18 protein-coding genes are annotated in these 19,952 nt (G+C 42.9%); 9 read left to right on the top strand and 9 right to left on the bottom strand.

From position 1 onward, the window contains the following. Window positions 1–50 precede the first annotated feature (50 nt). Window positions 51–1,703 (top strand): alkaline phosphatase PafA, encoded by a 1,653-nt coding sequence (gene pafA, locus DJ568_RS07190; protein ID WP_114004579.1) that lies wholly within the window; start codon window positions 51–53, stop codon window positions 1,701–1,703. 18 nt (window positions 1,704–1,721) lie between these two features. Here the strand turns inward: pafA and DJ568_RS07185 are convergent, their stop codons facing one another. After that, window positions 1,722–3,251: a serine hydrolase gene (locus DJ568_RS07185; protein WP_114004578.1), complete on the bottom strand. Its 1,530-nt coding sequence runs from the start codon at window positions 3,249–3,251 to the stop codon at window positions 1,722–1,724. A gap of 57 nt (window positions 3,252–3,308) precedes the next feature. Here DJ568_RS07185 and DJ568_RS07180 point away from each other — a divergent pair, with 57 nt between their 5' ends. Then, the gene (locus DJ568_RS07180; RefSeq protein ID WP_233496642.1) at window positions 3,309–5,489 is read left to right on the top strand and encodes a S9 family peptidase; all 2,181 of its coding nucleotides are present in this window, start codon (window positions 3,309–3,311) and stop codon (window positions 5,487–5,489) included. Between the two features lie 104 nt (window positions 5,490–5,593). Here DJ568_RS07180 and DJ568_RS07175 read toward each other — a convergent pair whose 3' ends face one another. Both DJ568_RS07175 and mutY read right to left on the bottom strand, forming a co-directional pair. Continuing rightward, window positions 5,594–6,016, bottom strand: a complete 423-nt coding sequence (locus DJ568_RS07175; RefSeq protein ID WP_114004577.1) for a single-stranded DNA-binding protein — start codon at window positions 6,014–6,016, stop codon at window positions 5,594–5,596. A 23-nt stretch (window positions 6,017–6,039) separates the two neighbouring features. Further along, window positions 6,040–7,086, bottom strand: a complete 1,047-nt coding sequence (gene mutY, locus DJ568_RS07170; RefSeq protein ID WP_114004576.1) for an A/G-specific adenine glycosylase — start codon at window positions 7,084–7,086, stop codon at window positions 6,040–6,042. Window positions 7,087–7,249: 163 nt separating this feature from the next. On the opposite strand from mutY, the gene DJ568_RS07165 reads away from it, so the two are divergent. The 4 genes from DJ568_RS07165 (at window position 7,250) to radA (ending at window position 11,920) form a co-directional block, all read left to right on the top strand. After that, window positions 7,250–7,552, top strand: a complete 303-nt coding sequence (locus tag DJ568_RS07165; protein ID WP_114004575.1) for an HU family DNA-binding protein — start codon at window positions 7,250–7,252, stop codon at window positions 7,550–7,552. Between the two features lie 11 nt (window positions 7,553–7,563). Continuing rightward, the gene (locus tag DJ568_RS07160) at window positions 7,564–8,409 is read left to right on the top strand and encodes a tetratricopeptide repeat protein (RefSeq protein WP_114004574.1); all 846 of its coding nucleotides are present in this window, start codon (window positions 7,564–7,566) and stop codon (window positions 8,407–8,409) included. Between the two features lie 236 nt (window positions 8,410–8,645). Next, a complete protein-coding gene (locus tag DJ568_RS07155; RefSeq protein WP_114004573.1) occupies window positions 8,646–10,196 on the top strand; it encodes an Rne/Rng family ribonuclease in 1,551 nt (516 codons plus the stop codon). 260 nt (window positions 10,197–10,456) lie between these two features. Next, window positions 10,457–11,920: a DNA repair protein RadA gene (gene radA, locus DJ568_RS07150; protein ID WP_114004572.1), complete on the top strand. Its 1,464-nt coding sequence runs from the start codon at window positions 10,457–10,459 to the stop codon at window positions 11,918–11,920. A 79-nt stretch (window positions 11,921–11,999) separates the two neighbouring features. Here the strand turns inward: radA and DJ568_RS07145 are convergent, their stop codons facing one another. Next, window positions 12,000–12,359, bottom strand: a complete 360-nt coding sequence (locus tag DJ568_RS07145; RefSeq protein ID WP_158534891.1) for a nuclear transport factor 2 family protein — start codon at window positions 12,357–12,359, stop codon at window positions 12,000–12,002. Between the two features lie 244 nt (window positions 12,360–12,603). Between DJ568_RS07145 and DJ568_RS07140 the strand changes: the two genes are divergently transcribed. The 3 genes from DJ568_RS07140 (at window position 12,604) to DJ568_RS07130 (ending at window position 15,793) form a co-directional block, all read left to right on the top strand. Then, a complete protein-coding gene (locus DJ568_RS07140; protein ID WP_114004688.1) occupies window positions 12,604–13,290 on the top strand; it encodes a response regulator transcription factor in 687 nt (228 codons plus the stop codon). Next, entirely contained in the window at window positions 13,287–14,645 is a 1,359-nt protein-coding gene (locus DJ568_RS07135) for a sensor histidine kinase (protein ID WP_114004570.1), read from the top strand. Before DJ568_RS07140 ends, DJ568_RS07135 begins: the two co-directional genes overlap by 4 nt. A gap of 92 nt (window positions 14,646–14,737) precedes the next feature. Continuing rightward, window positions 14,738–15,793: an AI-2E family transporter gene (locus DJ568_RS07130; RefSeq protein ID WP_114004569.1), complete on the top strand. Its 1,056-nt coding sequence runs from the start codon at window positions 14,738–14,740 to the stop codon at window positions 15,791–15,793. A gap of 77 nt (window positions 15,794–15,870) precedes the next feature. Here DJ568_RS07130 and DJ568_RS07125 read toward each other — a convergent pair whose 3' ends face one another. The 5 genes from DJ568_RS07125 to DJ568_RS07105 form a co-directional block, all read right to left on the bottom strand. Further along, entirely contained in the window at window positions 15,871–16,248 is a 378-nt protein-coding gene (locus tag DJ568_RS07125) for a PH domain-containing protein (RefSeq protein WP_114004568.1), read from the bottom strand. A 4-nt stretch (window positions 16,249–16,252) separates the two neighbouring features. Further along, on the bottom strand, window positions 16,253–16,816 hold the full coding sequence (efp, locus tag DJ568_RS07120) for an elongation factor P (RefSeq protein WP_114004567.1): 564 nt from the start codon (window positions 16,814–16,816) through the stop codon (window positions 16,253–16,255). Window positions 16,817–17,068: 252 nt separating this feature from the next. Continuing rightward, window positions 17,069–17,686: an ABC transporter ATP-binding protein gene (locus DJ568_RS07115; RefSeq protein WP_114004566.1), complete on the bottom strand. Its 618-nt coding sequence runs from the start codon at window positions 17,684–17,686 to the stop codon at window positions 17,069–17,071. Between the two features lie 80 nt (window positions 17,687–17,766). Further along, the gene (gene lpxA, locus DJ568_RS07110; RefSeq protein ID WP_114004565.1) at window positions 17,767–18,549 is read right to left on the bottom strand and encodes an acyl-ACP--UDP-N-acetylglucosamine O-acyltransferase; all 783 of its coding nucleotides are present in this window, start codon (window positions 18,547–18,549) and stop codon (window positions 17,767–17,769) included. After that, window positions 18,546–19,952, bottom strand: coding sequence for a bifunctional UDP-3-O-[3-hydroxymyristoyl] N-acetylglucosamine deacetylase/3-hydroxyacyl-ACP dehydratase (locus DJ568_RS07105; RefSeq protein WP_114004564.1), 1,407 nt, complete (start codon window positions 19,950–19,952; stop codon window positions 18,546–18,548). The genes lpxA and DJ568_RS07105 overlap by 4 nt, the downstream gene beginning before the upstream one ends.

Here is a 19,952-nt window from a genome sequence, read left to right as displayed (position 1 = left end):
CACTGAATTTACACAGCATTGTCCATATTTGTTGACGTAAACCTGTAACAATGAAAATTAAATACCTCATTTCAATATTTTTGGCGTTTGCCACTATTTCGGTGTCGGCACAAACAAAAAAAGCTGCTTCAACCATCAAGGCTGCCACATTACCGCGCCCTAAATTGGTTGTGGGAATTGTGGTAGATCAAATGCGTTGGGATTACTTATACCGCTATTATGATCGTTATAAAGAAGGCGGTTTTAAGCGTATGCTTAATGAGGGCTTTACATGCGAAAACACTAACATTGATTATATACCTACAGTAACGGCACCCGGTCATGCATGTGTATATACCGGTACAGTACCGGCTGTGCACGGTATAACCGGTAACGACATCATCAACCAGGCTACCGGTAAGTGGATGTATTGCGCCGGAGATACTTCTGTAAATACTATCGGAAGTACATCGCAAGCCGGGCAAATGTCGCCGCGTAACATGTTGTCAACTACGGTGACTGACGAATTGAGGCTGGCCACAAATTTTCGCTCAAAGGTTATTGGCATTGCTATAAAAGACAGGGGCGCAATACTGCCTGCCGGCCATTCGGCCAACGCGGCCTATTGGTTTGACGGCAGCAATGGCAACTGGATAACCAGTACCTATTATATGAATGACCTGCCAGCTTGGGTGAAGGATTTCAATGCTCAAAAGCTACCTGAAAAATACCTGTTGCAGGATTGGAGTACATTATACCCTGTTAATACCTACTTGCAAAGTACTGCAGATAATAGTGCTGCTTACGAAGGTAAGTTTAAGGGAGCGGACGCACCCACACTGCCGGTTAAAACATCCCTATTATATAAAGGTAACCTTGGCCTTATACGCAGCACACCGCATGGTAATACGTTTACTCTTGACATGGCTAAAGCTGCTGTTACAAATGAAGAAATGGGCAAGGGTACTATAACAGATTTTTTGGCCGTGAGCTTATCTTCTACAGATTATGTGGGGCATCAGTTTGGTCCTAACTCAGTTGAAGTTGAGGACACCTATTTACGATTAGACCAGGACCTGGCCGCATTCTTTTTATTTTTAGATAAACAGGTAGGTACAGGCAATTACACCGTGTTTTTAACTGCTGACCATGCGGCCGCGCATAACCCTAATTTTTTAAAGGACCATAATATACCTGCCGGCTTTTGGCAGGATCCTGCAAAGGAGTTGAACAATTTTTTGGAGGAAAAATACAACAAAAAAGATATTGTGTTGAGCTTTGGCAATTACCAGGTGAACTTTAACTATAAAACAATTAATGAGGCCAAACTGGATGAAGATGACATTACCCGGGATTGTGTGAGGTTTTTAGAAAAGCAACCCGATATTGCATTTGCAGTGGATATGCGTAAAGCCGCTGCCGCTAGTGTGCCTGCCGACTTACGCGAACGTATTATAAACGGTTATAATAATAAACGCGGCGGGGTAATACAAGTAATTGTAAAACCCGGCTATTTCCAGGGCTGGAACACTGGAACAACACATGGTACATGGAATCCGCACGATGCTCATATACCATTGTTGTTTATGGGCTGGGGTGTTAAGCAAGGACGCCTTAACCGCGAAACTCACATGACGGATATTGCACCCACTATTGCCGCTTTGCTGCGTATACAGCAGCCAAACGGCACTATCGGAAAAACCATTGTGGAAGTGTTAAAATAGCTATGCTGCTTGTAGGAGCTATCGTGTAAACTCGTAGCCTCCGTATTCAATAAAGTCAGAAGCCTTAACCGTTACGCCGGTTACTTTACCGTTTGGCTGCGCCTTGAAGTTAAAAATAGCTTTACCGAAAACAGGGTCGCTAAAGGTAGCAAAAAACCGGTTGCCCCCCAGAGCCTGTAATTTTGCAAACATTTTGGGATGATGCTCAAATCGCATAATAAGGGTATTGTTTTCGCCCGTCTCGACATCAGCACTGCCGTAAATTGGGTTGGTAAACTTGCCTGTATAATAGCTGAGGGATTGCGCCGGGCGCGGGCTTAGCATTACGCTGTCGCGTAACTTTTTATCGGCAGCATTGGCCTGCGCGGTTTCATTTTTATGCACGTTTAGATACGCGTCGCTGTAATTACGGTAGGGCAATTTGAAATATGCATCTAAAATTTCCCAGCGCAGCGCGTCAATAAGATTATTCTGATCTGTATTGGTTAGTATTACAATGCCGGTTTTTTCTTGCGGCACCAGCGTTACCGACGATACAAATCCGCTTATGCCGCCTTCGTGGGTGATAACAGTGCGGTTTTGATAGTTTTGTAAAAACCAACCCAATCCGTACAGGCTGTAACTTAATTGTTTGTTTCCAATAATTTTATCCCCCACTATGGATTCGGGATTCCAGGTAGTACCGATAGCCGATGCCGGAATTACCTGCCGTGTCCCCACCTTGCCGTTGTTTAACAAAGCCATCACCCATTTACTCATATCACCGGCTGTAGAACTTATGGTACCGGCCGGTGCCATGTTATCTAAATTAGCATAGGGGATGGCAATAAGCCTGCCATCAAGAATGGTATGGGCGGCCGCACGGTTTAACGCTTTACTCATGGCCACACTCAACCCCAGTGTATTACCCATGCCTAGCGGGGCAAATAATTTTTCCTTTATATAAATATCCCAGTTTTGCTTGGCTACTTTCGGTATTATTTCGCCTGCAGCTAAATAGGCGGCATTGTTATATCCCCATTGGGTGCGAAAAGCATGAGGCGCTTTCAACAAGCCCAGCCTCGCAATTATTTCCGCGCGTGAAAGGTTTGAATTGTAAAAGGTGAAATCGCCCTGAAAAGTTTGAAAGCCCAGCCGGTGGCTCAGCAAGTCTTTTATATTAACCAATTCGGTAGCAGCTTTATTATCCAATTTAAATTCAGGGAGGTACTTGGTCACCTTGTCGTTAAGGGATATCTTTTTTTCGGCAGCCAGCATCGCCAGCGCCGTAGCTGTAAAAGCTTTTGTATTGCTGCCTATCATAAAAAGTGTGTGCTCGTCAACCTTATTATTTAGGCCAAGCTCTTTTATGCCAAAGCCCTTCATAAACACCACCTTGTTATCCTTTACAATACAAATTGCGGCACCCGGAACCCGCCAGTTGGTAATTGCCCGGTTAATATAATTGGTAAGGCTGTCGGCTATAAACTTGCTTCTGTTGGCATTTTGTGCATGTACAGAAAGATTGAGCAAAAAAACAGCACTTAACAAAATGAGTATTTTTTTCATTACAGGCAGGTATAAAGGTCTTCAAAATGCTAATTTAACGGAAAATTTATACCAGCATTGTTTTGTACTAAAATAAATAGGGTAGTATCAGGCATAGCGCAAATTGCGGTTATACTGCTGTTTTTGTTTTCACCACTTATAGCCTTTGCGCAATTTAACAAGGGTACTGTATGGGCTAAAGACGGATACCGCTATTACAATATTGTAGATGGCAGCATAGTTGAGTCTGACGTGCGGAGTGCTGCCAATAGAACTATTATCGCAAGTAAAAGCGCCCTGGCACCTATGGGCCACACGCCGGTAAGGTTTGCTATAACCGAAGATGGTAGCAAGCTATTAATTAACTGTAATACAAAAAAGGTATGGCGTTACGATACTCGGGGGGATTACTGGGTGTATGATGTGGTCAAAAAAACCTTAAAACAAATTGGAAAGAACCGGCCTGCAGCATCACTGATGTTTGCCAAATTTTCGCCCGATGGAAATAAGGTGGCTTACGTAAGCGAACATAATATTTTTGTTGAAGATCTGACCGCCGGTACTGCAATTGCGCTCACTACAGACGGCACCAATACACTTATCAACGGTACATTTGATTGGGCCTATGAAGAGGAGTTTGGTATGCGCGATGGTTTTCGCTGGTCGCCCGACGGGCAAAAAATAGCTTACTGGCAAATTGACGCCGGTAACATTAAAAAGTACCTGATGATGAACATGACCGACAGCGTGTACTCGTACACCATCCCGGTTGAGTATCCTACAGCGGGGCATGATCCTAGTTCATGCCGTATAGGTATAGTGAAGGTATCAGGTGGCAGCACGCAATGGATGGATGTGCCCGGCGACAAAGTTCAGCATTATATTACGCTAATGCAATGGACCACCAACTCAAGCCAGGTGCTGTTACAACAGCTTAACCGCGCGCAAAACCAAAGTAAGCTTATACTTGCCCGGGCGGATAACGGCAGCACACGCGCTATTTTTACTGAAACAGACAAGGCTTGGGTAGATACCAAGCAAAATATGGCCGGCATCACCTGGATTAATGATGGTAAGGAATTCGTTTGGTCGAGCGAGCAGGATGGCTGGCGCCACTTGTACAGGATAGATTTGAACGGACGCTATAAATTAATTACACGCGATGCATTTGATGCGTTCAGCGTGTCGCACATTGATGGAACGTCAGGAGTAATTTACTTTATTGCCTCTCCAGCTAATGCTACGCAGCGATACCTATACAAAGTTAAGCTAATTGGTGGCAGGGCCGAACGCGTTACTCCCATGGAGTTGGCTGGCACGCATGAGTACGTTATCTCGCCAAATGGTAAGTTGGCAATGCATAGGTTTTCCAATGTCAACACACGGCCTCAGCGCGAAATTATCAGCCTGCCATCGCACGGGCATTTGAGTGGTGATGTAATAAGTTTAAACGAAGATATTGTTGGCCCGGTTGAGCTTTTTAAGGTAAAAACAGCGGATGGAGTTGAAATGGACGGGTGGATGAAAAAGCCCGACAACTTTGATCCCCAAAAAAAATATCCTGTTGTGTTTTTTGTATACGGTGAATATGTTAAACAAACTGTACTGGATACTTTTGGCGTTCACAAAAATAAGTACTACGCAGGTGATATGGCTGCCGACGGCTATATCCACATTTCCATTGATAACCGGGGTATACCGGCGCCGAAAGGCCGAAGTTGGCGTAAGGCTATTTATAAAAACATTGGGCTGCTTAATATACGCGATCAGGCAATGGCAGCTAAGGAAGTATTGAAATGGCCGTTTATTGATAGCAGCCGGGTAGCAGTTTGGGGTGTAAGCGGCGGCGGCTCAACTACGCTAAATCTTATGTTTCAATATCCGGATATTTATAAAACCGGTATTTCCATAGCTGCTTTAACCAACCAGTTCACCTATGATAATATTTACCAGGAGCGTTATATGGGTGTTCCGGTGGATGCCGAGAGCCGCGCCATTTACATAAAAGGTTCGCCATTAACTTATGCTAAAAATCTTCAAGGCAACTTACTGTACATCCATGGCACCGGCGACGATAACGTACATTACAATAACGCCGAGCAATTGCTTAACGAGTTAATAAAGCACAACAAGCAGATACAGTTTATGGCTTACCCCAACCGTAGTCACTCATTAAATGAGGGGCAAGGCACCAGCATGCACTTGCGTACATTATTTACTAAATATTTAAAGGAGCACTGCCCGCCGGGTGGGCGGTAATCTTAGGTAATCCGCATCCTGATAATAGCTTTTTTGCAGTAGGACGGTAAAAGTAAACCCGCCCGTTTTTGACGGGCGGGCTGGTTGTTTAAGTTTTTGATTGGTTAGAAAGGCAGATCGTCTGTTTCGGCGGTACTGTTATATTCAGCAGCACCATCAGTTTTGGCACCAGGTTTAACGCCGTCGCCTTCAAAATCGCTTTTGCGTCCCAGCATGGTGAAATTCTCAGCCACAACTTCGGTAGTATATTTTTTTATTCCTTCTTTATCCTCAAAAGACCGGGTACGCAATTTCCCTTCAATGTAAACCAGCTTGCCTTTCTGTAGATATTTAGCCGCTACATCAGCCAGGCTTCTCCACATCACAATATTATGCCACTCTGTTTGCTCGATCTTCCTGCCGTCTTTATTAAATGTTTCAGACGTTGCTAACGGGAAACTTGCTACGGATACACCGCCTTCTAAATAACGTACTTCAGGATCCTTACCCAAATGCCCAATTAGTATTACTTTGTTTATTCCAGACATGGTTTAAATTAACGGAAATTATTCTACAAATTAAAAATATTTTTTAGAAATATAAAAATGATTTTTGGTAAAGCTAATTTTTTTAAATTTTCAACTTCAGTGTAAAACCACTTTTGCTCTAATTTAAGGGGCAGAATATCCAGTTTTAACAAACGAACTTGTAATGATTGGTGGGTGAGTAAATGTTTCTTTACTCCCAGGTCCGTAATCCCTACTTTTTGATTTCCAAAATATTCAACAAATTTAGGATGGCTTTGTAACTCGTTGATTGGTATTAATGATGGCGTTTCTAACGCTGGCAAATCGTACAAATTGGCCCATATGTCGTTGTCGCCGCGTTTATTCATTAAAATCGTTTTCCCATCTGTTATCAAAAAGTAATTAAGAAATCGCTCGCGAACATTGACTTTTTTGAGTTTTACGGGTAAATGGTTAATGGCATTATGTTTAAAAGCATAACACCCCACCCGCACAGGGCAAATCCCGCAGGCCGGATTTTTAGGCTTACACAACATGGCCCCAAACTCCATCATGGCCTGGTTATGCAATCCAGGCATTTTCTTATTAATTAAATCGTCTGCTATGCTTTGAAAGGTCTTTTTTCCTTTTGTAGAATTTATCGGTTCGTCTATGCCAAAATAGCGTGCCAGTACACGGTAAACATTGCCATCAACCACAGCCCTTATCTCATTTGCAGCAAAGGAGGATATTGCCGCCGCTGTGTAACTGCCAATGCCCTTCAGTTTAATCAAATCAGAATATGCGGTGGGGAACAAACCATGATACTGCGCCTGTATAAGCCGTGCCGTTTTAAGCATGTTGCGCCCCCGGGAATAATAGCCCAAACCTTGCCAAAGCTTTAATATTTCATCTTCATCGGCCGCAGCAAAGCTGCTCACATTGGGGTAGCGCTCTAAAAACCGGTAAAAGTACGGCATGCCCTGGTCAACGCGCGTTTGCTGCAAAATAACTTCAGATAGCCATATTACATAAGCGTCGTTGGTATTACGCCAGGGTAAATCACGTTTGTTCTGCTGATACCACTGCAGCAGTTCTTGGGCAAAATTCATTACATCAAATGTAACAATGCCATGGTAAAGCGTTTGTATTTGCTGTGCATTTTACCCCTTATAAAAAAAAAGCCACATTAATTTCAATTATTGCCGATAAAGCGGTACTTTTGCAACCCCAAAACAGTTAAGTAATTATATATATAAATAAAGAAAATCAGATATGACTAAGGCAGAAATTATAACTGAAATCTCATCTAAAACAGGAATAGAGAAAGTTGATGTACAGGAAACTGTTGAGGCGTTTTTTAAAGTAGTTAAGGGCTCAATGGTAGCCGGCGAAAATGTTTATGTTAGAGGTTTCGGAAGTTTTGTTGTTAAAAAGAGGGCGAAAAAGACTGCACGTAATATTTCAAAAAATACTGCCATAATCATTCCGGAGCATTTTGTACCAAGCTTTAAACCTGCAAAAACTTTTGTTGAAAAGGTTAAATCGGGCAATAAAGCCGGTAAATCAAGCAAATAATTAATTTACAAATGAAAAAAGGACAAATAGCCGCAGTTGTAGCCGTATTGGTTATTATGGGCTATTTGTATATGCAGCCCGTGCGCGGTTTAGAAAAAGCTAAAGATGTGGCCAAGGAAACTGCCGCTGCGCCTGCTGCCTCTAATACTACCGCTGCTATAAGCTTAAGCGAAATATCTGAAGCAGCTAAAGCGGTGATAGGCCAGGGTTTGGCAGCTAAGATTGTAGAACTGGAAGAGAAGCTTAAAGCTGCACCGGAAGCCGATAAGCCGGCTATAGAAAAGCAGCTTGCTGCACAATGGGATGATGTTAATCAGCCAGCGCCTGCTGCATTTTACTACAAGGCGATAGCGCAAAAAGCAAACACTGTTGATAACTGGATAAATGCCGGCAACCGTTTTAACGAAGCCTTTAAAACCACGCAGGATACTGCTGCACAACCGGCATATATGGCTAATGCTGTTGAAGCGTTTGAGAACGCACGCAAACTGGATGCAGAGAATTTGGATGCTAAAACCGGTTTGGGTGTAGCTTATGTAAACGGGGGTGCACCAAGCCCCATGCAGGGTATAACATTGTTGCGTGAAGTAGTTGCTAAAGATCCGGCTAACCGCAATGCCAACCTGGCGTTGGGTGTTTTCTCAATGAAGTCTGGCCAGTATGATAAAGCGGTTGAGCGGTTTAAAACTGTGATAGCTCAGAAGCCTGAGGTAGAGCCTTACTTTTATCTTGCCGAAAGCTATAAACAGCTGGGACGTAAAAAAGAAGCTATCGAAGCTTATAACAAATGTAAAGAAATGATGCCCGACCCGGCTTTCGGGAAGCGCATTGATGATTTTATAAAGGAATTAAATTAATAAGTTACATTAAAAAAATTAAAGATCATGCCGAGCGGTAAAAAACGTAAAAGACACAAAATGGCTACCCATAAACGTAAAAAACGTTTAAGAAAAAATAGACATAAAAAGAAATAAGCTGCCGATGTAGCTTATAGCCCGCTATTATGCGGGCTAACTTTGTATGTTGTTGTTTTTATCTTCTTATAAATTTGCGGCCGCAGTTTAGTTGCCGCTTTGAAGAAATGGAGTAGCAATTGATAAAAGAACTTATTATCGATCTATCCCCTAACGGAGCTACCATTGCATTACTACAGGATAAACAACTCGTAGAACTTCATAAAGAGCAGACTACCAACAATTATACGGTTGGTGATATTTATTTGGGCAAAATAAAAAAAATAATGCCCGGTTTAAATGCTGCATTTGTTGATGTTGGTTACGAGAAGGATGCTTTTTTGCATTATCTTGATCTTGGTCCGCAGGTTAAAAGTCTGCTTAAGCTAACCAAGCAGGTACGTAGCGGGGGATATCAGTCAAAGCTTTTAGATAACTTTAAGCTTGAGGCAGATATAAACAAGGGTGGTAAAATATCCGAGGTGTTTACAAAGGGACAGGTTATACCTGTACAAATTGCCAAAGAGCCGATATCAACCAAAGGCCCCAGGCTAAGTGCTGATCTTTCTATTGCCGGACGTTATGTTGTGCTTGTGCCTTTTTCAGAGGTTATATCAATCTCAAAAAAGATAAAAAGCAATACCGAGCGCAACCGACTTCGTAAGGTAATTGAAAGTATCAAACCCAAGCACTTTGGTGTTATTATCCGTACTGTATCTGAAGGAAAAGGTGTTACCGAAATGCAAAAGGATCTGCTTGATCTTATTGCCAAATGGGAAATACTTATTACCAAGCTGCCATCGGTGGAGCCATCTAAAAAGATTCTGGGCGAAATTGATCGTACCTCTACCTTACTAAGGGACCTGCTTAACTCGGATTTTCAAAATATCTATCTTAACGATAGCGCGATGCACGAAGAAGTGCGCTCGTATGTACGCGATATTTCACCCGATCTGGAGAACATTGTACGCTTGCATAAACATCGCGAACCGATATTTGAACATCACGGTATTGAAAAGCAGATAAAAGGCGCCTTTGGCAAAACGGTAAATCTTGCAGGCGGTGCGTATTTGGTTATTGAGCATACAGAAGCATTGCACGTTATTGACGTAAACAGTGGCAACCGTACAGCCAATAAAGAGAACCAGGAAGAAAATGCATTCCAGGTAAATAAAGAAGCTGCACGCGAAATTGCCCGGCAATTGCGGTTGCGTGATATGGGCGGTATTGTGGTTATTGACTTTATTGACATGCACAAGCCTGCCAATCGTAAGGAACTATTTGATTACCTGCGCGCCGAAATGTCGCACGACAGGGCAAAGCATACAATATTGCCGCCAAGCAAATTCGGATTGGTGCAGATAACCCGCCAGCGCGTACGGCCCGAAATGAATATTGTTACCAGTGAGCTGTGCCCAACATGTCACGGTACCGGGGCTATACGCCCTACCATACTGCTGCTTGATGATATAGAGAATAATTTTAACTATATCCTGGTTGAGCAGAATGAAAAAAATATTACGCTTTGCGTACACCCCTACATTGAGGCTTACATTAAAAAAGGCCTGTTCAATATCCAGATGAAATGGTACTTTAAGTACAAGCAATGGATAAAAGTTAAAACCAATCCATCATACCAGATAACCGAGTTCAGGTTTTTCTCGGCTAAGGATGAAGAGATAAAGCTGTAATTTCCGATTTAAGATTACAGTTGCGATGTGCAGATGCTGGTAAAGCGTCTGCACATCTTTTTTTTTGAATCTGTGGCCATGATTGAGAAGTAACGTTTAACTTAAATTTGCAACTGATACCCGTACCAATGTCCTGTGAGCCTTAAGCCCCGCGATGGGCTCAGATAGTCTTACATTTTGGCTGCTAAAATATTTAGTAAATCCATAAATTAGAAAAATAAAATCTGCACATTTGCACTCAATAATCTGGTATTCTGATAGTGGCTAAAACTAAATTTGCATACTTCTGTCAAAGCTGCGGCTACGAGTCGGCTAAGTGGCTGGGTAAATGCCCATCATGCGGGCAGTGGAACACTTTTGCTGAAGAAATCATTGAAAAAGCCAGCACTTCTGTGCCCGATTGGAAAGCCCCTTCAACCAGCTTACAGCGTAGTAATAAGCCGGTACAGGTAGCAGACATCACTTACCATGAAGAGCACCGCGTACTAACGCCGGACAAAGAGTTTAACCGCGTATTAGGCGGCGGTGTGGTACCGGGTTCGTTAGTATTGATAGGCGGCGAGCCGGGAATAGGTAAATCAACCCTTATGCTGCAATTGGCACTTAATATGCCGAACCTGAAGGTGCTGTACGTATCGGGTGAAGAAAGTGAGATGCAGATTAAAATGCGGGCCGAAAGATTGACACAGCCATCTCCTGAAGGCAAAGCTTTTGAAAAGCTGAAAGCCGGTAACTCGCCTGCTCATATACCCGGAGATGGAAGGGCAGGCGCATATATTCTTACTGAAACCGCTACGCAAAACATTTTTAAGCAGATAGAACAACTGCAACCCGACCTTGTGGTGATTGACTCGATACAAACACTGCATTCGGCGCATATTGAGTCTACGCCCGGTAGCGTATCGCAGGTCCGCGAGTGCACAGCCGAGTTGCTCAGGTTTGCCAAGGAAACTTCAACACCGGTATTTTTAATAGGTCACATTACAAAAGACGGTATGATAGCCGGTCCGAAAATACTGGAACACATGGTTGATACCGTATTGCAGTTTGAAGGTGACCGCCATCATGTATACCGCATTTTACGGGCGGTAAAAAACCGTTTCGGATCAGCATCAGAGTTGGGGATATATGAGATGCTGGGTGAAGGGCTCCGCGAGGTTTCAAATCCCTCGGAGATTTTGCTCTCGCAGCGAGATGAGCCATTAAGCGGCATTACAATATCGGCTACGCTGGAGGGACTACGCCCCATGCTGATTGAAACCCAGGCTTTGGTAAGCACATCGGCCTACGGCACACCGCAACGTACTGCTACGGGTTTTGATACCCGGCGAATGAGCATGTTGCTGGCCGTGCTCGAAAAGCGGTGCGGTTTCCGTTTGGGTGCAAAGGATGTTTTTTTAAATATAACCGGCGGAATCCGTGTTGAGGACCCTGCTATCGACCTGGGACTGGCAGCCGCTATCATTTCATCACATGAGGATATTCCTATCTCGTCAAAGGTGTGTTTTGCAGGTGAAATTGGTTTGTCGGGCGAAATAAGGGCAGTGAACCGCGTTGAGCAACGTATAGCTGAAGCGCAGAAACTTGGCTTTGAACAGATATTTATCTCAAAATATAACCTCCCGAAGGCCGGCGATAAAAAGCGTATTGATTTTTCGCGTTCTACCATTGATGTAAAGACGGTGGGAAATATTGAGGAAGTGTTTGGTTTACTGTTTGGCTAATTTACCGCTCCCCAATTTCCCATTGCCACTTGGGTACCAAGCCATATAGAAATTAGAAATATTTACAGCATGATTGCTGTTACAGATTTTTGTGGTCGTAGCTTACAACCCGGGCAATTTTCCAGTCATCATCGTCTTTTTTCCAGATGTTTATAAACCGGGCACTGCTGATTAATTCTTTTTTTCCGTTTGTTAATTTATAAAAGCGATGCGTGCCTATTTCAACAGCACCATAAAAATCTAACGGATATACCTGAGCACTCACCAATTGACGTAGCAAGCCCCCGTTTTCACAAAGGCTTTTCATACTCTTCATCAGGTCGTGTCTTGATTCAGTGTAACCCGTACGGTCATGAAAAAATTCGACATCCCGGGTAAAAAACTCTTCGAATTTATCGAGGTCGCACTTGTTGTACGCCTCAAATACTTGCCGGTCCATGTCTATTATAGTACTATACAAAGTTTTGGATACTCTTTTTAGGGGTAAGGACTGTGTTTTAGCGCTTCCAGTGAAAAAAAGTACGCTTAACATTATTAAAAGGCTATTTGCAGACATAGTTTTAATAAATAATATTAATTATGAACGTGCTTTTTACAAAATGATTTTAATAGGAGGTAAAAAAAATGGAAATACAAGCAAACCAAATCATAAAAGTATAGTTTTGTGTGTTTGCAGTTACTACATGATCAAAGTATTACTTATTGAAGATGAGCCCGGTTTGGTATCGGTGATTAGCAGGGGACTAACCGATGCAGGCATGGAGGTTAGTGTAGCTGCAGACGGGATTACGGGGCTTGACATGGCTTTAAATCATACCTTTGACATGATTATATTAGACCTGATGCTGCCGGGCATAAACGGTATGCAGGTGTGCCGCGAGGTGCGAAAAAAGGATGAGGATATTGCCATAATGATGCTTACTGCCCTTTCAAGCACAGAAAATATAGTAACAGGACTAAATAGCGGTGCTGATGACTACCTGGTTAAGCCCTTTAAGTTTGTTGAGCTCGAAGCCAGGATACGTACGCTCATCCGTCGTAGAAAAGGTGGAAAGATTGCTAAATCAATTATTCAGATACGTGATTTAGAGTTGGATATAGAGTCAAAAACAGCTAAACGCAATAACAAGCCAATAAACCTTACTGCAACGGAATACCGGTTACTGGAGTACTTTGCGCAAAATCAAAACCGGGTGCTATCCCGGATACAAATACTTGAAAATGTATGGGATATTGACTTTAACATGGGAACTAACGTGGTAGATGTATATGTGAATTATCTACGGAAGAAGGTTGATAGTGAGCATGACGTTAAATTAATACATACCATTTTTGGTATGGGTTATATGTTAAAGGGCGAAGAGGGATGAAGATAAAGGCCAAGATAACGCTACTGTTTTTTGTTATCTCAACTACGGGCTTAATGCTGCTTAACGCGGCTATCTTTTATTTTGTATATGAATTTAATTTTGAGGATTTTTTTAAACGTTTAGAGGCCCGTGTTAACCTGGCTGCGCGTATTAACCTATATCCGGGCGAAACGTCAGCAGCGTACCAGGACGTTAGGAAGCAATACCTGGAAAAGCTGGCGGAAGAACGCGACCATTTAATAAAGTTACCTGACCAAAACGGCCGTGAACTTAAAAAGCCGGTTAATATACCTGACGAATTTTATACTACTATATTAAAGAAGGGTAAGGCACGTTACACACGCGGAAACCTTTTTTATGCCGGCAAATTTTTTGACACCCCCAAAGGCCGGTACATAGTGATGGTAAGCGCTGCGGACCCGTACGGTTATAAGGAATTAGCTGAACTAAGACGGATACTAATAATTATTTTTATAGTGTCCGCTGTTTTAACCAGCTTAGCCGGCAGTGTTTTTTCAAACTATACAATACGGCCGCTTAGCAATATAATTAAAGAAGTTAAAAATATTACCGCCAACAACCTGCACCAGCGATTGCCCGAAATTAACGGCAAAGATGAAATAGCTGAGTTGGTGTTAACGTTTAACAACATGCTTATCCGGCTTGAAACTTCTTTTGAGACACAAAATAATTTCGTGAGTAATGCTTCGCACGAATTGCGCACGCCGCTCACTATAATTACCAGCGAAACCGAACTGTTGCTTACCAGGAGCAATTTAAGTGAAGATGTAAAACTATCTACAAAAACAATTTTGGCTGAAGCCCAAAAGCTTGAAGATATTTTAACTAGTTTACTGGGACTAGCGCAAACGGGTTTTGATGGTAAAAAGCAAAACTGGCAAAAAATTAGGGTTGATGAGCTGGTGCTCGACGTGGTAGAATCTGTAAAGAAGATTGATGAACAAAGTGTTATTGATATTGACTTTTCTGCCTTTCCGGCAGATGAAAGCCAGCTATGCACTGAGGGCAATATTAACCTGTTACGATTGGCAGTAAGCAATATTGTACTGAATGCCTGTAAATATTCAAATAACCAACCCGTGGATATAAAAATTACTACCGAACGGGGGCGAATATTAATATCTATAGCCGATAAGGGCATCGGCATACCTTTAAAAGAACAGCAGCATATTTTCGAGCCTTTTTTCCGTGCATCAAATACCAATGAATTTGAAGGCCACGGCATTGGCCTGCCCCTTACACTGAACATCATCCGTTTACATAAAGGTTCTATCGGCATCCTTTCTGAAGAAAGTAAGGGTACGGAGATACAGGTGCTGCTACCCGTTTGCTAGTACAAGTCGTTGGCATCTCATTTAATAGCATTACTGTTTCAAAACAATTGAGCTGTAACTCCCTTTTATGATAAATAAACCATCCAATGGCAATGAGCAAAGAAACCCCCACCGGTAAGGCAGACAGCGAACTTTCTTTCGCGCATAAAGTTTGGATAGTAGTTGGCATACTTGCCCTTTCAGTTTGCGTTATATTAATACTAAGGGTAGCTTTCAGCGTTTTACTGATGGTGCTGGCAGGTTCACTTATCGCGGTGTTTTTTCACGGCTTAGGCGATGCCATTCAGCGTCGTACCCGTCTTAAACGATTGCCGTGCATGCTGATATCGGTATTCAGCACGTTTTTTATTGTGGTATTGCTATTTTGGTTTATGGGCAATACTATATCAGCGCAGATATCGGCCTTAAGTGACGACTTTCCGCGTTTAGTAAATGATGCACAGAATAACCTGAAAAAAACCACGATTGGCGAAAAAATATTAAAAAGCGCAACCGGCTATGATACAGGTAAGCTAATGGGCACAGCGCAGAGTTTTTTCACAACCAGCTTTGGTGTGCTTGGCGATTTATATATCATCCTGTTCCTGGGCATCTTTTTTACCGTAAGCCCTTCATTATACAAAGACGGCATTTTGAAACTTGTACCACCACCCGCAAAAGAAACAGCCAAAGTTGTACTTGACAGGGTTAGTCTTTCGCTGAAAGGTTGGTTGAAAGGTATGATGCTAGCCATGTTCATCATTGCTACATTAACAGGTATTGGTCTTACTATACTGGGTATTCCTATGGCGCTTACCCTGGCGCTAATGGCAGGACTGCTGAATTTTATACCCAATTTTGGCCCGTTGATAGCAATGATACCGGCAGTACTCCTTGGCTTTACCATAAGCCCCAATATGGCCATTGGACTGGCGGCAATGTACATAGGGATACAGATACTGGAGAGCAATATTATTACGCCTATGGTACAAAAGCGTATGATAAACTTACCACCTGCACTAACCATACTCAGCCAGGTTTTAATGGGGGCATTGTCGGGCGTATTGGGTATATTGCTGGCTACACCGCTACTGGCAATTGTGATTGTTTTAGTAGATGAATTGTATGTACGAAGGCAAAAAACAAACAAGGTTGTGCCCGGCAAATAGTCATCTCTTCACAAAAAAAAAGAGATTTGTAACCCATGCAGGGCTGTACAAATCTCTCTCTTTAAATTAAGCCGATACTATAATACGTGTTGCGCCAATATGCGCTGCAGATCATAAATATTAACCTGTTTATTGAACTTTTTAACAATGCTGGGAATTTGTTCGCTCGATACCCATATTTTCAATTCGGCATCCAAATCAAAGTGGCCTGCGCTTTCCACGCTAAATCTTGATATGCTTTTATAAGCAATGGAAAGGTACTCCACTTTACTCCCCGTTATTCCCTGCTTATCCACCAATATCATGCGTTTATTAGTGAAGATAAAAGTGTCCCGGATGAGTTTAAAGCCAATTTCAATGGCTTCACCTTCTATCAGCAAATGTGTGTAGTCTTTTTCTAATTCGGCAGGATTAGCAACACCCGCGTTGCCCATCAAACTTGAAAATAAGCCCATTTTATTATCCTTTAACACGTTCTACGTAGGCACCGGTAGCAGTATCTACCTTCACCTTATCGCCAATATTAATAAATAATGGTACACGAATTTCGGCACCTGTTTCAACGGTTGCGTTTTTTAGCGCGTTGGTTGAGGTATCGCCTTTTACCGCGGGTTCTGTATAAGTTATTTCAAGCTCAGCCGAACTTGGTATCTGGCCCATGATGGGCTCGTCGCTTTCAAAAGCTACTATCACGTTTGTGCCTTCTTTTAAAAATCTCACAGCGTTGCCAAACAAGGCTTTTGGCACATTGTGCTGGTCGTAGGTTGTATTATCCATAACAACCAGCGCGTCACCGTCTTCATATAAATACTGATAGTCGTTTGTTTCAACACGGGCAATAGTTACTTCTTCGTCCGTACGGAAACGGTATTCAACAAGCTTTCCGGTTTTAACGTTACGCATACGCGCCTGGTAAAAAGCCCTGAGGTTACCGGGTGTACGATGCAAAAATTCTTCTACTTGCAACAACTCACCGTTAAAACGAAGAATATTGCCATTTTTTACTTCAGATGCTTTCGACATAAATTTAAATATGAGGCGCAAACTTAGGTAGTTATGCTGAAAGTTGCAAGTTTGGGTTTTAGTTCACAGTAGATGGTCATAGTTCATAGCCACTTAGTTATTCACTTACCCCATTTGGCTGCCATGAGTTTAAGGTAGCGTAACTCGTGGTGTTTTTATAAGCTTGCAGCTTAATTGGTTAAGATTATAAACCATGCAATACAGAGAACTACACTCACGGGCAGCAGGTTTTTGACTATTATCAACCATCACCTACTTGAAATCAACAATATTCAGCCTGTGCTGGCAAAAACTGTATTCATGCTCCTGGTTGGAACAGATGATAGTAAGGCGGCCGGACGAGAATTCACCGATAAGATTAATGTACCATTCTACACCCTGCAGATCCAAATTCGATGTCGGTTCATCCAGCATCAGCATAGGTGTGTCGCTGCAAAAGGCAAGGGCCAGTTTTAGGCGCTGCTTCATCCCGGATGAGAAGTATTTTACCAGTTTATTTTTACTGGTTTCCATGTTAAGCAAAGCAATAATGCCCGCATGATCCATACCCTGCTTGTATTTTTTAAATTTGAAATGAAAATCTATTACCTCTGCCAGGGTAAAATCTTCTATCAGTTCAAGATAAGGCGCAGCCAGGCTTAGGTGATTGAAAACCTTTTCTATATCTACATCTTTCTCGGAATAAGAAAAATCAAGCTTACCTTCTGAAGGCGCAAGGCTGCCGTTTAGTACCTGAAACAACGTTGATTTGCCTGAGCCATTGGGGCCAAGTATAGCGTAGCTTTCACCGCTTATAAAGGTTTGGTTTATCCCCCTGAATATCCAGTCGCGGTTAAACCGGCGACCTATGTTTTCGAGGGTGATTTTCATTGAGTTCATAGTTCATGGCTGGTAAACCATAGTCAATAATTCAGGCTATGAACCATGAACTATCAACCATGAGCTACAAATTATATCCCAAACCCTTTCATAATACCGCGCTGAGAATTTTGTACAAAGTTTACAATTTCGTCGCGTTCAATAGTGGGGTTAAATTCAGCTTCGATGATATCAAGCGCTTTGGTGACGTTGTATTTTTTTAGGAATATAATGCGGTATATTTCCTGTATCTCATTAATGGTTTCGGCAGCAAAGCCACGGCGACGCAGTCCCACTGAATTAATACCGATATATGACAAAGGCTCGCGGCCTGCCTTAGTGTAAGGTGGCACATCCTTACGTACCAGCGAACCGCCCGAAATCATGCTATGCGCACCTATTTCAACAAACTGGTGTACAGCCGACGTGCCGCCTATAAAGGCGTAATCATATACATTAATATGGCCAGCCAATTGAACGGCATTTGCAATTATTACATTATCACCTATCACACAGTCGTGCGCTACGTGGGTGTAAGCCATTAGCAGGCAGTTATTGCCTATGGTGGTGGTATTTTTATCAAGCGCTGTACCGCGGTTAAGTGTTACACATTCGCGTATAACGGTATTGTCACCAATGGTTACCGTACTTGGCTCGCCCTTGTATTTAAGATCCTGTGGCGGCGCCGATACTACAGCTCCAGGAAAAATACGGCAGTTTTTGCCTATGCGCGCTCCATCCATTATCACGCTGTTTGAGCCAACCCAGCTGCCTTCGCCTATCTCAACATCCTTATGTATGGTTACAAACGGTTCAATCACCACGTTATCGGCTATCCGGGCTTGTGGGTGTATGTATGCCAGCGGCTGTATCATGCTTCTTTATTTTTTGTTTTTACAATTTGGGCCATAAGTTCGGCCTCTACTACCACACGTTCTCCAACCATGCCTACGCCTTTCATTTGGGCTATGCCCCTTCGTATAGGCTGCATCAGGTCGCAACGGAATATTACGGTGTCGCCAGGCGTAACAGGTGCCTTAAACCTTGCGTTTTCTATTTTTAGAAACAGCGTAATGTAGTTTTCCGGATCGGGCACGGTATTCAGTACCAGTATTCCGCCGGTTTGCGCCATGGCCTCTATTTGCAATACACCCGGAAACAAGGGTGCGCCGGGAAAGTGCCCCATAAACAGATCCTCGTTCATGGTTACATTCTTCAGGCCAACCACGTGGCTTTTGGTGAGTTCTAATATTTTATCTACCATCAGGAACGGCTGCCGGTGCGGCAGTATGTTCATAATCTGTACCGTGTCGTACACAGGTGTCATGTTAGGATCATACACCTTCAGGTGCTTACGGCTACGTTCCTTCTTGATAATCGCTTTTATTTTTTTACCGAAAGCAATGTTCGCGGCGTGGCCCGGCCTGGCGGCCATAATGTGGCCTTTTAACGGAACGCCCACCAGCGCCAGGTCGCCTATCATGTCAAGCAGTTTATGCCGGGCAGGCTCGTTTTGGTGCCTTAACTCAATGTTATTTAATATACCCTGGGGCGCTACGCTTATATCTTTCCGGTTAAAAAGTTTTGCCAGGGTGTCAAGTTCTTCTTTATCTACCTCTTTATCAACTACAACAATAGCATTGTTTAAATCGCCGCCTTTTATGAGGTTGTGTTTCAGCAGCATTTCTAATTCATGTAAAAAACAGAACGTACGGCACGAAGCAATTTCTTTGGTAAAATCTGTAATGGTAGTAATGCTGGCATGTTGACTGCCCAGCACGTCAGAGTTATAATCAACCATACAGGTAAAGCGATAATCGTCGAGCGGCATGGCCACCATTTCAACTTTACGGTCTTCCTCAGTGTAATGTATGTTGTGAGTTATGTAATAATATTCACGGTCGGCTTCCTGGTCAACAAAACCTGTTTGGGTGAGTGCGTCAACAAACTGTATGGAGCTGCCATCCATAATAGGTATTTCAGGCCCGTCAAGGTCAATCAATACATTATCCACCTCAAGCCCTACCAATGCAGCCAGCACATGCTCTACTGTGCTTACGCTCGCGCCGTTTTGGGTAATAGTAGTGCCGCGCGAGGTATCAGTAACGTTATCTACGTCAGCGTCAATTATTGGCTGCCCTTCAATATCAATCCGGCGGAATTTATAGCCATGATTTTCAGCTGCCGGGTTAAAAGTCATGGTGACGCTTTCGCCGGTGTGCAAGCCTGTGCCCGATACAGAAACCGGTGCTTTAATAGTTCGTTGTTTTATCGTCAT

Origin of the sequence: Mucilaginibacter hurinus (assembly GCF_003324525.1) — a bacterium.
In the GTDB taxonomy this organism is placed as follows: Bacteria; Bacteroidota; Bacteroidia; order Sphingobacteriales; family Sphingobacteriaceae; genus Mucilaginibacter; species Mucilaginibacter hurinus.
Note: the sequence above shows the minus strand (reverse complement) of the source record. Positions and strands in the feature narration are given on the sequence as shown.